General features: G+C 57.6%; 9 protein-coding genes, 2 tRNA genes and 1 other RNA gene. 6 read left to right on the top strand and 6 right to left on the bottom strand.

Annotation, left to right across the window (positions count from 1 at the left end; genetic code table 11):
* The gene (gene narL, locus AC2FAJ_RS04715) at positions 1 to 651 is read right to left on the bottom strand and encodes a two-component system response regulator NarL (RefSeq protein WP_003856701.1); all 651 of its coding nucleotides are present in this window, start codon (positions 649 to 651) and stop codon (positions 1 to 3) included.
* Entirely contained in the window at positions 644 to 2,440 is a 1,797-nt protein-coding gene (gene narX / locus AC2FAJ_RS04710) for a nitrate/nitrite two-component system sensor histidine kinase NarX (RefSeq protein WP_041909589.1), read from the bottom strand. The genes narL and narX overlap by 8 nt, the downstream gene beginning before the upstream one ends.
* Positions 2,441 to 2,749: 309 nt before the next feature.
* On the opposite strand from narX, the gene AC2FAJ_RS04705 reads away from it, so the two are divergent.
* The 5 genes from AC2FAJ_RS04705 to narI all read left to right on the top strand — a co-directional run bounded on the left by AC2FAJ_RS04705 (position 2,750) and on the right by narI (position 11,189).
* Entirely contained in the window at positions 2,750 to 4,147 is a 1,398-nt protein-coding gene (locus AC2FAJ_RS04705) for a NarK family nitrate/nitrite MFS transporter (RefSeq protein WP_041909590.1), read from the top strand.
* A 382-nt stretch (positions 4,148 to 4,529) separates the two neighbouring features.
* Positions 4,530 to 8,273 carry a nitrate reductase subunit alpha gene (locus AC2FAJ_RS04700; RefSeq protein WP_041909592.1) on the top strand — a complete coding sequence of 1,248 codons (3,744 nt, stop codon included), beginning with the start codon at positions 4,530 to 4,532 and terminating at the stop codon, positions 8,271 to 8,273.
* Positions 8,270 to 9,805: a nitrate reductase subunit beta gene (narH, locus tag AC2FAJ_RS04695; RefSeq protein ID WP_028013444.1), complete on the top strand. Its 1,536-nt coding sequence runs from the start codon at positions 8,270 to 8,272 to the stop codon at positions 9,803 to 9,805. The genes AC2FAJ_RS04700 and narH overlap by 4 nt, the downstream gene beginning before the upstream one ends.
* Entirely contained in the window at positions 9,802 to 10,512 is a 711-nt protein-coding gene (gene narJ, locus AC2FAJ_RS04690; protein ID WP_045630577.1) for a nitrate reductase molybdenum cofactor assembly chaperone, read from the top strand. Before narH ends, narJ begins: the two co-directional genes overlap by 4 nt.
* Complete coding sequence (gene narI, locus AC2FAJ_RS04685) at positions 10,512 to 11,189, top strand: respiratory nitrate reductase subunit gamma (RefSeq protein WP_028013442.1); 678 nt, start codon at positions 10,512 to 10,514, stop codon at positions 11,187 to 11,189. The genes narJ and narI overlap by 1 nt, the downstream gene beginning before the upstream one ends.
* On the opposite strand, the gene AC2FAJ_RS04680 is transcribed toward narI, so the two are convergent.
* The gene (locus AC2FAJ_RS04680; protein ID WP_248112360.1) at positions 11,186 to 12,082 is read right to left on the bottom strand and encodes a DMT family transporter; all 897 of its coding nucleotides are present in this window, start codon (positions 12,080 to 12,082) and stop codon (positions 11,186 to 11,188) included. The two genes, narI and AC2FAJ_RS04680, sit on opposite strands and share 4 nt — an antisense overlap.
* Positions 12,083 to 12,189: 107 nt before the next feature.
* Between AC2FAJ_RS04680 and AC2FAJ_RS04675 the strand changes: the two genes are divergently transcribed.
* A complete protein-coding gene (locus AC2FAJ_RS04675) occupies positions 12,190 to 12,633 on the top strand; it encodes an Lrp/AsnC family transcriptional regulator (protein ID WP_041909598.1) in 444 nt (147 codons plus the stop codon).
* An 84-nt stretch (positions 12,634 to 12,717) separates the two neighbouring features.
* On the opposite strand, the gene AC2FAJ_RS04670 is transcribed toward AC2FAJ_RS04675, so the two are convergent.
* From AC2FAJ_RS04670 to AC2FAJ_RS04660, 3 genes are all read right to left on the bottom strand, one after another.
* Positions 12,718 to 12,848: non-coding RNA, RtT sRNA (locus tag AC2FAJ_RS04670), on the bottom strand.
* Between the two features lie 44 nt (positions 12,849 to 12,892).
* Positions 12,893 to 12,977: transfer RNA gene (locus tag AC2FAJ_RS04665), tRNA-Tyr, on the bottom strand.
* Between the two features lie 35 nt (positions 12,978 to 13,012).
* Positions 13,013 to 13,097, bottom strand: a tRNA-Tyr gene (locus AC2FAJ_RS04660).
* Positions 13,098 to 13,215: the final 118 nt, after the last annotated feature.

The following is a 13,215-nucleotide window of genomic DNA, read 5'->3' as shown; positions in this document are numbered from 1 at the left end:
TTAAAAAATACGTTCCTGATGGACCCACACCGCGGCTTCAACGCGGGATTTTAGCTTCATTTTCTTGAGCATATGCTTCACGTGCACTTTAACCGTGCTTTCGGTGATATCCAGGCGGCGGGCAATCATTTTGTTCGGCAGGCCCTGGGCAATCAGCTTCAGAATATCGCGTTCGCGCGGCGTTAACTGGCTGACGTCGCGGTCAGAGGTGGCGCGGTTCGCCCGCAGGCTGGCGGCCAGCACCGGCGTCAGGGCCTCGCTCAGCACCATCTCGCCTGCGGCGGCCTGCTGCAGCGCCTTGAGCAGGTCTTCCGGCTCCATATCCTTCAGCAGATAGCCATCCGCGCCGCGCTTCAGCGCCGTGACCACATCCTCTTCGTGGTTGGAGACGCTAAAGACCACCACGCGACCGGAAAGGGATTTCTCGCGCAACTTGTCGAGGGTTTCCAGACCGTTCATGCCGGGCATGTTGAGATCGAGCAGGATCAGATCCGGATCGAGGGATTCGGCCAGCTCAATACCCTGTTCACCGTTGCTGGCTTCGCCCACCACGGTAATGTCGGGTGCCATGCTGACCAGCTGTTTTACGCCAGTACGCAGCATCGGATGGTCGTCGATCAACAGGATGGATGCCGGTTCCTGATTAGTCATGGGTTTCTCCTTGAGCAGTTGTAAGCGGTTTTTCGGGAATAAAGGTGACCACAACTTCCGTGCCACCCGTCTCTCTCCGTCGAACCTGGCAATCACCGCGCAGGCTTTGGGCGCGGTCTCGCATAATAATTAAACCATAGTGGTTAGTGCGTTCGGCATTTTCCGGCACGCCGCGACCGTTGTCGTGAACCGTCAGCCTGACCTGATTAGCGTGCTGGCTGACGGTAACCGTAACCGCTGTCGCTTCAGCGTGTTTGAGCACGTTGCTCAGCGCTTCGCGGGCGATCTGCAGCAGATGAATCGCCTGATGGGAAGGGACAAACCGCGGCGGCAGCTGATAATCCAGCTTCACCGGGAACCCCAGTCGGGCGCTAAATTCGTGACAGCTGGATTCCAGCGCCGGGCGCAGGCCCGGCTCGGTCAGCTGCAGGCGGAAGGTGGTCAGCAGCTCGCGCAGCTGTACCCAGGAGGTGTTCAGCTCGTTGCGGATCTGGCTCAGCAGCTGTTTGTTGCTTTCCGGCATTTCCGCGTCCTGCATCTGCAGGCAGCTCACCTGCATTTTCATACAGGAGAGCGACTGGGCGATAGAGTCGTGGAGCTCGCGGGCGATGGTCGCGCGCTCTTCCATGACGATCAGCTGCTGCTGTTTTTCCTGGTGCCTGTCGAGCGCCAGCGTGGCCGTTAGCTGTTCAACCAGGGTGTCCACCAGCTGCTGCTGGTCGTGGCTCAGATGACGTCCGGCTGGCAGGGTGGCCAGCAGAATACCGTACTGGGTGTGGCTGTCCGTCAGCCGCCACTTCAAGGTAGTGCCGCCAGAAGCCTGCAGCGGCAGGCCGCGCGGGCACAGGTGGCAGCCTTTATCATCGCAGGACATGTCGGACTGACAGGTAAACTCCTGATGATTATCTTCATCTTCCACATCGTAAACCCGCAGCTCCAGGTCATGCAGCAGGGTCAGATTTTGCAGGCCGTTCAGCACCGGCGAAAGGCGTTCGCATAGCGGCACTTGCATGTGCAGCCGACGGTTGGCTTGCCACAGGAAGGAGAGGATCTCATTTTTCTGCTCCAGCCCGGCGGTTTTTTCCTGCACGCGCTGCTCCAGCACCGCGTAGCTTTCGGAGAGCTCCGCCGACATGGTGTTCAGCGCCTGGCCGAGCATGGCCATCTCGTTGCGGCCGCTGATGTGCGTGCGCTGGGTAAAATCTCTGTTCGTTACGGCGCGCGCCATCGCCAGCAGCTGTTTCCAGGGATTCAGCAGCCGCGCCCGGAGCCAGATAATGGTGAAGATCAGCAGCAGGCCCATAAACAGCGCCATGGCACGGTGTACCATTACCACCCGGTCGATGCGTAATTCGGTGGTTTGGTCGAAAGAGGAGACCAGCGCGTCAATGCGGGAGACGAAACCCGCTACGTCCTGCGCAACGGTTTCGGTGCTGCGCGCCTGTTTCAGACCGGGTTCCAGCTGGGTGTGCCAGTAGCCCTGCAGGGCTTTAAGCTGGGACTGCTGGCCGGCGCGGATGGCGGCGTTTTCCAGTTCGGGGCTGAAGGCCGTGCGCTCCATTTCATCAATTAAGGGCCGATCGTCCTGCGTCAGGGGGACCGACGCCAGCAGACGATAACTCTGCATGCGTAGAGAACCTGCCTCGTTGATGGCATGTGCATTACCCTGTACCCCTTGTACCAGCCAGCCGGAAATCGCCATGCCGGCCACGCCAAGGGCGGTAGACAGCAAAACAATCAGGGCTAGCTGATTGACGAGAGTCAGCGGTGATAAACATCTTTTTAACATAGAGTTGCCGGGCTCCTAACGTGGCCTGCTTGCAGGAATGGCGCTATTCTGGTGCATACCCTGGAGTATACCCATACCAATAAAGGATTACCCCTAAATTGCCAACGGAGTATAGGTGAAGAAGCGGTGGTAGCAAGGAACCTTCAGTGCAGTGAAAAACCACGTCTTTTTTACCGAATTATCCTACTCACTAAGGATAACCCCTTTTTTTGCGCCGCAAATCCCCGCACTTTTCCTTTGATTTATATCAACTTACCGCCGCCCTAAAACCCTAATGTTTGCAGCATCATTCGAGAATCAGAGGTGTCTATGAGTCACTCATCCGCTCCCGAAAGGGAAAATGGTGCCGTTATTACAGAATGGCGTCCAGAGGATCCGGCGTTCTGGCAACAGCGCGGCCATCGTGTAGCAAGCCGGAATCTGTGGATTTCCGTTCCGTGTCTGCTTTTAGCGTTTTGCGTATGGATGTTGTTTAGCGCGGTCGCGGTAAACCTGCCGAAAGTAGGGTTTACGTTCACGACCGATCAGCTGTTTATGCTTACCGCATTGCCGTCGCTGTCTGGCGCGCTGCTGCGTGTCCCTTACGCGTTTATGGTCCCGGTATTCGGTGGCCGTCGCTGGACGGCGTTCAGTACGGGCATCATGATCGTCCCTTGCGTGTGGCTAGGCTTCGCGGTGCAGGATACCTCCACGCCGTTCAGCGTGTTCGTGATTATCTCCCTGCTGTGCGGTTTCGCCGGCGCTAACTTCGCCTCCAGCATGGCGAACATCAGCTTCTTCTTCCCGAAAGCGAAGCAGGGCGGCGCGCTGGGTATTAACGGCGGTCTGGGCAACATGGGCGTAAGCGTGATGCAGCTGATTGCGCCGCTGGCGATCTCTGTTTCTATTTTTGCCGCCTTCGGTGGCGGCGGCGTTGAGCAGGCGGATGGTTCTTCCCTCTACCTGCAGAACGCGGCCTGGATTTGGGTCCCGTTCCTGGTGGTCTTCACCCTCGCTGCGTGGTTCTTTATGAACGATCTGAGCGCGTCGAAAGCATCCCTGAGCGAGCAGCTTCCGGTGCTGAAGCGTGGACACCTGTGGGTGATGGCGCTGCTGTATCTGGCTACCTTCGGTTCGTTTATCGGCTTCTCAGCGGGCTTTGCCATGCTGTCGAAAACCCAGTTCCCGGACGTGCAGATCCTGCAATTCGCCTTCTTCGGTCCGTTCATTGGCGCACTGGCGCGTTCGCTGGGCGGCATGATCTCCGACCGTCTGGGCGGGACTCGCGTTACGCTGGTGAACTTTATTGTGATGGCAGTCTTCTGCGCGCTGCTGTTCCTGACGCTGCCTTCTGACGGGCAGGGCGGTAACTTCTTTGCCTTCTTCGGCGTGTTTATGGTGCTGTTCCTGACGGCCGGGTTGGGGAGTGCTTCCACCTTCCAGATGATCTCCGTGATCTTCCGCAAGCTGACGATGGATCGCGTGAAAGCGCAGGGCGGAAGCGAAGAGCAGGCCATGCGTGAAGCGGCGACGGATACGGCTGCGGCCCTGGGCTTTATCTCGGCTATTGGCGCAATTGGCGGCTTCTTTATTCCGAAAGCGTTCGGCATCTCGCTTGACCTGACCGGCTCTCCGGCTGGCGCCATGAAAGTCTTCCTCGTCTTCTATATCGCCTGCGTCGTGATTACGTGGCTGGTATATGGCCGTAATACCAAGAAAAACAAGTAAGTGTGATTATCCGTTAACGCGGCCTTCGGGCCGCGTTTTTTTTCGACTGAATAATAGTTACAACATACTGAAAGCTTTTACCGCAGTCATCTGCGGGTAACACTGTGATCGCCATCGCTTTGCAGGTATGTCTACCCCTTAATACCTGAGATGTTAAATTTTGCCGGGGTTATTGTACGACGAATAATAAATATCTTTATAAATCATTTATTTATTCGTTTTAAAAATATACCGCTTTGGTGGTATTTGGTCTAACCCCTCCTTTTACAGACCCTCTTCGTCTTGATCGTTATCAATTCTCCTCCTCTTTCAGGGCGTTACCTTCGCTGCAAATCAGCAATGTCGATTTAGAGAGCCACAGGCTCCATACAGGAGATACCCGATGAGCAAATTTTTGGACCGGTTTCGCTACTTCAAACAGAAGGGTGAAACTTTTGCCGATGGGCACGGCCAGGTTCTGGATACCAACCGGGACTGGGAAGACGGTTACCGCCAGCGCTGGCAGCATGACAAAGTCGTCCGTTCTACCCACGGCGTAAACTGCACTGGCTCATGTAGCTGGAAGATTTTCGTTAAAAACGGTCTGGTGACCTGGGAAATGCAGCAGACCGACTATCCGCGCACCCGTCCGGATATGCCGAACCATGAACCGCGCGGCTGCCCGCGCGGGGCCAGCTACTCCTGGTATCTCTACAGCGCCAACCGTCTGAAATATCCGCTGATGCGCAAACGCCTGATGAAAATGTGGCGTGAAGCGAAAGTGCAGCACAGCGATCCGGTTGATGCGTGGGCCTCTATCATTGAAGATGCCGACAAAGCGAAAAGCTTCAAGCAGGCGCGCGGTCGCGGTGGTTTCGTTCGTTCTTCCTGGAAAGAGGTGAACGAGTTGATTGCCGCCTCCAACGTCTATACCGTGAAGACCTACGGTCCTGACCGCGTGGCGGGCTTCTCGCCAATCCCGGCGATGTCGATGGTCTCTTACGCTTCCGGCGCGCGCTACCTGTCGCTTATCGGCGGGACCTGCCTGAGCTTCTACGACTGGTACTGTGACCTGCCGCCTGCCTCTCCGCAGACCTGGGGTGAGCAGACCGACGTACCGGAATCCGCCGACTGGTACAACTCCAGCTACATCATCGCCTGGGGCTCTAACGTGCCGCAGACCCGTACCCCGGACGCGCACTTCTTTACCGAAGTCCGCTACAAAGGGACCAAAACCGTTGCGGTCACCCCGGACTACGCGGAAATCGCCAAGCTGTGCGACCTGTGGCTGGCACCTAAACAGGGTACCGATGCCGCGATGGCGATGGCGATGGGCCACGTCATGCTGCGCGAATTCCACCTCGACAAACCGAGCCAGTATTTCACCGACTACGTGCGTCGCTACACCGACATGCCGATGCTGGTGATGCTGGAAGAGCGTGAGGGCTACTATGCCGCGGGCCGCACGCTGCGCGCCGCCGATCTGGTGGACGCGCTGGGCCAGGAAAACAACCCTGAGTGGAAAACCGTTGCCTATAACAGCAACGGTGAGCTGGTGGCGCCAAACGGCTCTATCGGCTTCCGCTGGGGCGAGAAGGGCAAGTGGAACCTTGAGCAGCGCAACAGCACCACCGGTGAAGAGACGGAGCTGCGCCTCAGCATGTTGGGCAGCCAGGACGAGATCGCCGAGGTTGGCTTCCCGTACTTTGGCGGTGAAGGTTCCGAGCACTTCAACAAGGTTGAACTGAAAAACGTGCTGATGCACAAGCTGCCGGTTAAGCGCCTGCAGCTGGCCGACGGTTCTACCGCGCTGGTCACCACCGTCTATGACCTGACCATGGCGAACTACGGCCTGGAGCGCGGTCTGAACGACGAAAACTGCGCAACCAGCTATGACGACGTGAAGGCCTACACCCCGGCCTGGGCGGAGCAGATCACCGGCGTACCGCGCGCGCAGATCGTTCGTATCGCCCGCGAGTTTGCTGAAAACGCCGACAAGACCCACGGTCGCTCGATGATCATCGTGGGTGCCGGTCTGAACCACTGGTATCACCTCGATATGAACTATCGCGGCCTGATCAACATGCTGATCTTCTGCGGCTGCGTCGGTCAGAGCGGCGGCGGCTGGGCGCACTACGTGGGCCAGGAAAAACTGCGTCCGCAGACCGGCTGGCAGCCGCTGGCGTTTGCCCTCGACTGGCAGCGTCCGGCACGTCACATGAACAGCACCTCCTACTTCTATAACCACTCCAGCCAGTGGCGCTACGAGACGGTTACTGCGCAGGAACTGCTGTCGCCGATGGCGGATAAATCCCGCTACAGCGGCCACCTGATTGATTTCAACGTGCGCGCTGAACGCATGGGCTGGCTGCCGTCTGCGCCGCAGCTGGGCACTAACCCGCTGCGCATTGCACAAGAGGCGAAGCAAGCGGGCATGTCACCGGTGGATTACACCGTCAAATCCCTGAAGGAAGGCTCCATCCGCTTCGCGGCAGAACAGCCTGAGAACGGCAAAAACCATCCGCGCAACCTGTTCATCTGGCGCTCCAACCTGCTGGGCTCGTCCGGTAAAGGTCACGAGTACATGCTGAAATACCTGCTGGGCACCGAGAACGGTATTCAGGGTAAAGACCTCGGCAAGCAGGGCGGCGTGAAGCCAGAAGAAGTGGAGTGGAAAGACAACGGTCTGGACGGCAAGCTGGATCTGGTGGTGACGCTGGACTTCCGTCTGTCCAGCACCTGCCTGTACTCCGATATCGTGCTGCCAACCGCCACCTGGTACGAAAAAGACGACATGAATACCTCGGACATGCATCCGTTTATTCATCCGCTGTCTGCCGCCGTTGACCCGGCGTGGGAATCGAAAAGCGACTGGGATATCTACAAAGACATCGCGAAGAAATTCTCCGAAGTCTGCGTAGGTCACCTGGGCAAAGAGACCGACGTGGTGACGCTGCCAATCCAGCACGACTCCGCTGCCGAACTGGCGCAGCCGCTTGACGTGAAGGACTGGAAAAAAGGCGAATGCGACCTGATTCCGGGCGTGACCGCGCCGCACATCATTCCGGTTGAACGTGATTACCCGGCAACCTACGAGCGCTTTACCTCCATCGGCCCGCTGATGGAGAAAATCGGTAACGGCGGCAAAGGCATCGCCTGGAACACCCAGAGCGAAATGGACCTGCTGCGCAAGCTCAATTACACCAAAGCAGACGGCCCGGCCAAAGGCCAGCCAATGCTCAACACGGCAATTGATGCGGCGGAGATGATCCTGACCCTGGCACCGGAAACCAACGGCCACGTGGCGGTGAAAGCGTGGGCGGCCCTGAGTGAATTTACCGGTCGCGACCACACGCATCTGGCGAAGAATAAAGAGGAAGAGAAAATCCGCTTCCGCGATATCCAGGCCCAGCCGCGCAAGATTATCTCCAGCCCGACCTGGTCTGGTCTGGAAGATGAGCATGTGTCCTATAACGCTGGTTATACCAACGTTCACGAGCTGATCCCATGGCGCACGCTTTCCGGTCGTCAGTCACTGTATCAGGACCACCAGTGGATGCGCGACTTCGGTGAAAGCCTGCTGGTGTACCGTCCGCCAATCGACACCCGCTCCGTAACCGCAGTTATGGGCGCGAAATCGAACGGTAACCCTGAGAAGGCGCTGAACTTCCTGACGCCGCACCAGAAGTGGGGTATCCACTCCACCTACAGCGACAACCTGCTGATGCTGACCCTGTCGCGCGGTGGTCCGATTGTCTGGATGAGCGAAGCGGACGCCAAAGACTTAGGTATCGAAGATAACGACTGGATTGAAGTGTTCAACAGCAACGGCGCCCTGACGGCGCGTGCGGTGGTGAGCCAGCGCGTACCGGCCGGGATGACCATGATGTACCACGCGCAGGAACGTATCGTGAACCTGCCGGGTTCAGAGATCACCGAGCAGCGCGGCGGTATTCACAACTCCGTGACCCGTATTACGCCGAAGCCGACCCACATGATCGGTGGCTATGCGCAGCTGGCCTACGGCTTTAACTACTACGGCACCGTAGGATCGAACCGCGATGAGTTCGTGGTGGTACGTAAGATGAAGAATATTAACTGGTTAGACGGCGAAGGTAATGACCAGGTACAGGAGAGCGTAAAATGAAAATTCGTTCACAAGTCGGCATGGTGCTGAATCTGGATAAGTGCATCGGCTGCCACACCTGTTCAGTGACCTGTAAAAACGTCTGGACCAGCCGCGAAGGTATGGAGTACGCCTGGTTCAACAACGTGGAAAGTAAGCCGGGCACCGGCTTCCCGACCGACTGGGAAAACCAGGAGAAGTGGAAGGGCGGCTGGATCCGCAAAATCAACGGCAAGCTGCAGCCGCGCATGGGTAACCGCGCAATGCTGCTGGGTAAAATCTTCGCTAACCCGCACCTGCCGGGCATTGAGGACTATTACGAGCCGTTTGATTACGACTACCAGAACCTGCACAACGCGCCGGAAAGCAAACACCAGCCGATCGCCCGTCCTCGCTCGCTGATCACCGGTCAGCGCATGGACAAAATTACCAGCGGTCCAAACTGGGAAGAAATTCTGGGCGGCGAGTTCGAAAAGCGCGCCAAAGACCAGAACTTCGAGAACATGCAGAAGGCGATGTACGGCCAGTTCGAAAACACCTTCATGATGTATCTGCCGCGCCTGTGCGAACACTGCCTGAACCCGGCGTGCGTCGCGACCTGCCCGAGCGGTGCCATCTACAAGCGTGAAGAAGACGGCATCGTACTGATCGACCAGGACAAGTGCCGCGGCTGGCGCATGTGCATCACCGGCTGCCCGTACAAAAAAATCTACTTCAACTGGAAGAGCGGTAAGTCTGAGAAGTGCATCTTCTGCTACCCGCGTATCGAAGCCGGTATGCCGACCGTCTGCTCCGAGAGCTGCGTAGGTCGTATTCGTTACCTCGGCGTGCTGCTGTACGACGCGGACGCGATTGAGAATGCCGCAAGCACCGAGAATGAGAAAGATCTCTATCAGCGTCAACTGGACGTATTCCTCGATCCGAACGATCCGAAGGTGATTGAGCAGGCGCTGAAAGACGGCATTCCGCAGAGCGTCATCGACGCCGCGCAGCAGTCTCCGGTGTACAAAATGGCTATGGACTGGAAGCTGGCCCTGCCGCTGCACCCGGAATACCGCACCCTGCCGATGGTCTGGTACGTGCCGCCGCTGTCTCCGATTCAGTCTGCGGCTGACGCGGGCGAGCTGGGCAGCAACGGCATTCTGCCTGACGTGGAAAGCCTGCGTATCCCGGTTCAGTACCTGGCCAACCTGCTGACCGCCGGTGATACCCAACCGGTACTGCTGGCGCTGAAACGTATGCTGGCGATGCGCCACTTCAAACGTGCGGAAACCGTTGACGGCGTGAACGATACCCGCGCGCTGGAAGAGGTCGGCCTGACCGAAGCGCAGGCGCAGGAGATGTACCGCTATCTGGCAATCGCTAACTACGAAGATCGTTTCGTGGTGCCAAGCAGCCACCGCGAGCTGGCCCGCGAGGCCTTCCCGGAGAAAAGCGGGTGTGGCTTTACCTTTGGCGACGGTTGCCACGGGTCAGACAGTAAATTCAACCTGTTCAACAGCCGCCGCATCGACGCCATGGATGTGACCAGCAAAACGGAGCCGCACCAATGATTGAACTCATCATTGTTTCGCGTCTGCTCGAGTACCCGGATGCTGCGCTTGCGCAGCATCAACAGGAACTCTTTGATGCACTCGCGTCATCTGAAAACCTGGATAAAGAGGATGCCCAGCGGCTTGGCGTTTTCCTCCGCGATCTGCTGGCACGCGATCTGCTCGACGCGCAGGCGGACTACAGCCAGCTGTTTGACCGCGGGCGCGCGACGTCGCTGCTGCTGTTTGAACACGTTCACGGGGAATCCCGCGACCGCGGTCAGGCGATGGTGGACCTGATGGCTCAGTACGAGCAGCACGGCCTGCAGCTCGACAGCCGCGAGCTGCCGGACCACCTGCCGCTGTACCTGGAGTATCTGGCGCAGCTGCCGAAAGAAGAGGCGCTGGGCGGTCTGCAGGATATCGCCCCGATTCTTGCGCTGCTCGGCGCGCGTCTTCAGCAGCGCGAGAGCCGCTATGCGGTGCTGTTCGATCTGCTGGTGAAGCTGGCTAATGCCTCGGTCGACAGCGAAAAAGTGGCAGAGAAAATCGCGGACGAAGCCCGGGACGATACCCCGCAAGCGCTGGATGCGGTCTGGGAAGAAGAGCAGGTGAAATTCTTTGCTGACCAGAACTGCGGCGAGTCTGAAATCTCCGCTCACCAGCGTCGTTTTGCCGGCGCGGTTGCCCCGCAATATTTGAATATCTCTAACGGAGGACGGCACTAATGCACTTCCTGAATATGTTCTTCTTTGACATTTACCCGTATATCGCGGGCACCGTGTTCCTGGTGGGAAGCTGGCTGCGCTATGACTACGGCCAGTACACCTGGCGTGCTGCCTCCAGCCAGATGCTGGACCGCAAAGGGATGCACGTCGCGTCTAACCTGTTCCACATCGGTATTTTGGGGATTTTTGCCGGTCACTTCCTTGGGATGCTGACGCCGCACTGGATGTACGAAGCATGGCTGCCGATTGAAGTGAAGCAGAAGATGGCGATGATCGCTGGTGGTGCCTGCGGCGTGATGACCCTGGTGGGTGGCCTGCTGCTGCTGAAACGTCGTCTGTTCAGCCCGCGCGTGCGTGCAACCACCACTGCAGCGGATATCCTGATCCTCTCCCTGCTGATGGTACAGTGCGCGCTGGGTCTGCTGACTATTCCATTCTCTGCGCAGCATATGGACGGCAGTGAAATGATGAAGCTGGTGGGGTGGGCGCAGTCCGTCGTGACCTTCCACGGCGGAGCGTCTGAGCACCTGGAGGGCGTGGCGTTTATCTTCCGAGTTCACCTGGTGCTGGGGATGACGCTGTTTGTGCTGTTCCCGTTCTCCCGTCTGGTGCATATCTGGAGCGCGCCGGTGGAGTACCTGACGCGCAAATACCAGATTGTGCGTGCCCGTCGCTAATTCAGCGTCTTGAAACCAACCCCGCATTCGCGGGGTTTTTTTTCGCCCCAGCCCAGGTTGTTGCCCGCTGCAGCAAACAGGATCAACGCGCCGCCCGCCAGCTGCGTCAGGTTCAGCGAGTGTCCGAACACCAGGTTATCGACAACGATCGCCACCACCGGATAGATAAACGACAGGGAGCCGGTAATGGGGGTAGGTAGCTTCTGAATCGCGCTGTAGAGCAGCTGGTACATAATGCCGGTATGGACGATGCCGAGCGTCAGCAGGATCGGCCAGGGAAAATCACCGGAAAATGACGGCCGGCTGGCAAACGGCAGAAGCATCACGACGCCCGTCAGCACCTGAATAAAGGCAATATGCTGCGGTGCGATTGTTTTCAGTTTGCGCGCAATGATTGCCGTCAGCGCGTAGAAGAAGGCCGCGGCCATTGCCAGACCGATTCCGGCGAGCCATTCACTGCCATGCGCGCCGGCGAGCTCGCTGGAGAGCAGTATCACCACGCCGCCGAAGGCGAGGAACAGCCAGCCCCATTTCACCACGCTGACGCGCTCGCCTAAAAACATCCCCATCAGGACCAGCATAAACGGCTGGGTGTTATAGACCACGGTCGAAAGACCAATAGAGATCCGCTCATAGGCTGCGAAGAGCAGCAGCCAGTTCACCACTAATGCCACACCGCCGAGAATCGCCAGCAGCAGCGTGGTGCGGGTGAGGGGGCTAAAGGGCTTTTGACTTACCCGGATAAAAATGAAAAGCGCTATTGCCCCAATAAGGCAGCGCCAGAACACCACTTCCGTCACCGGCAGACCGCTGAGCAAAACAAACGCGCCGATAGAGCCGGAAATTAACATCGCCAGACTCATCTGCCAGACGCCTTTATGTAAATCACGCATTATTCACCTCCTGATTAATAACGCTATTGTCGGAAATCGCTGTTGGGTTTTACAGGGATGAGATAAGGTTGAAGGTGTTAACTGCATTTTTAAATTAGGTGAAACGAGTGGAATACCTTATTGATGATATCGATCGGCAAATTTTAGCCTGCCTGGTTGAGGATGCGCGCATGTCGTTGAAGGTGCTCAGCGGCCGCATTGGCCTGACCTCACCCAGCACGGCAGAGCGTCTGAAGCGGCTGGAAGAGCGCGGTGTGATTCAGGGGTATGGCGCACGTGTGAATCTCGCGGCGCTGGGGTATACGCTGCAGGCGCTGGTACGGGTGCGGCCTTTGCCGGGGCTGTTGCATAAGGTGGATAAATACATACAGGCGATGCCGGAGTGTATTGAGAGCGACAAGGTGACCGGGGAAGACTGCTTTGTGATTAGGCTGGTGGTGCGATCGATAGAACAACTGGATGCGCTGCTGGACGGGCTGGCGGAGCATGCCCAATGTAATACGTCGATTGTGAAAAGTTCGCCGGTGAAGCGTCGTTTGCCGCCAATGTAGTCGTCTGTCGCCGGGTGGCGGCTGCGCCTTACCCGGCCTACGAAGGCGGACTCGGTTCGATTTTATTCGGGTTTTTTGAAGTGATGGTGGTGGGGGAAGGATTACTCGGCGCGTTGCGCCTCGCCCTTCGGGTCGTTGCCTGCGGCAACGCTTTCTCGCTGCGCTCGAATCGAACCTTAGTCGAAGCTTCTCATCCTTCCCCTTGCGGAAATACATGATGCACGGTGCGAGCAGAATGTTAAGTGTCATTTGAAAGTGATGGTGGTGGGGGAAGGATTCGAACCTTCGAAGTCGATGACGGCAGATTTACAGTCTGCTCCCTTTGGCCGCTCGGGAACCCCACCAGGGGTAATTCAAATTTTGAGGTCGTGCTGAGAGATGGTGGTGGGGGAAGGATTCGAACCTTCGAAGTCGATGACGGCAGATTTACAGTCTGCTCCCTTTGGCCGCTCGGGAACCCCACCACGGGGTAATGCTTTTTTACTGGCCTGCTTCCTGCTGGAAGCGGGGCGCATCATATCAAATGAGACGCCCCTGTAAAGCATTCCTTTAGGGAAAAGAAGCTGTTTGCCTGCTTTTTAT

The organism is Enterobacter cloacae complex sp. 385G4 (assembly GCF_057320665.1).
This window is presented reverse-complemented; position numbering and strand designations above follow the sequence as displayed.

What these genes read in the sequence shown, in the direction of transcription:
- narL (WP_003856701.1), bottom strand. Translation starts at nt 651, where the DNA reads ATGACTAATCAGGAACCGGCATCCATCCTGTTGATCGACGACCATCCG.
- narX (WP_041909589.1), bottom strand. Translation starts at nt 2,440, where the DNA reads ATGTTAAAAAGATGTTTATCACCGCTGACTCTCGTCAATCAGCTAGCC.
- AC2FAJ_RS04705 (WP_041909590.1), top strand. Translation starts at nt 2,750, where the DNA reads ATGAGTCACTCATCCGCTCCCGAAAGGGAAAATGGTGCCGTTATTACA.
- AC2FAJ_RS04700 (WP_041909592.1), top strand. Translation starts at nt 4,530, where the DNA reads ATGAGCAAATTTTTGGACCGGTTTCGCTACTTCAAACAGAAGGGTGAA.
- narH (WP_028013444.1), top strand. Translation starts at nt 8,270, where the DNA reads ATGAAAATTCGTTCACAAGTCGGCATGGTGCTGAATCTGGATAAGTGC.
- narJ (WP_045630577.1), top strand. Translation starts at nt 9,802, where the DNA reads ATGATTGAACTCATCATTGTTTCGCGTCTGCTCGAGTACCCGGATGCT.
- narI (WP_028013442.1), top strand. Translation starts at nt 10,512, where the DNA reads ATGCACTTCCTGAATATGTTCTTCTTTGACATTTACCCGTATATCGCG.
- AC2FAJ_RS04680 (WP_248112360.1), bottom strand. Translation starts at nt 12,082, where the DNA reads ATGCGTGATTTACATAAAGGCGTCTGGCAGATGAGTCTGGCGATGTTA.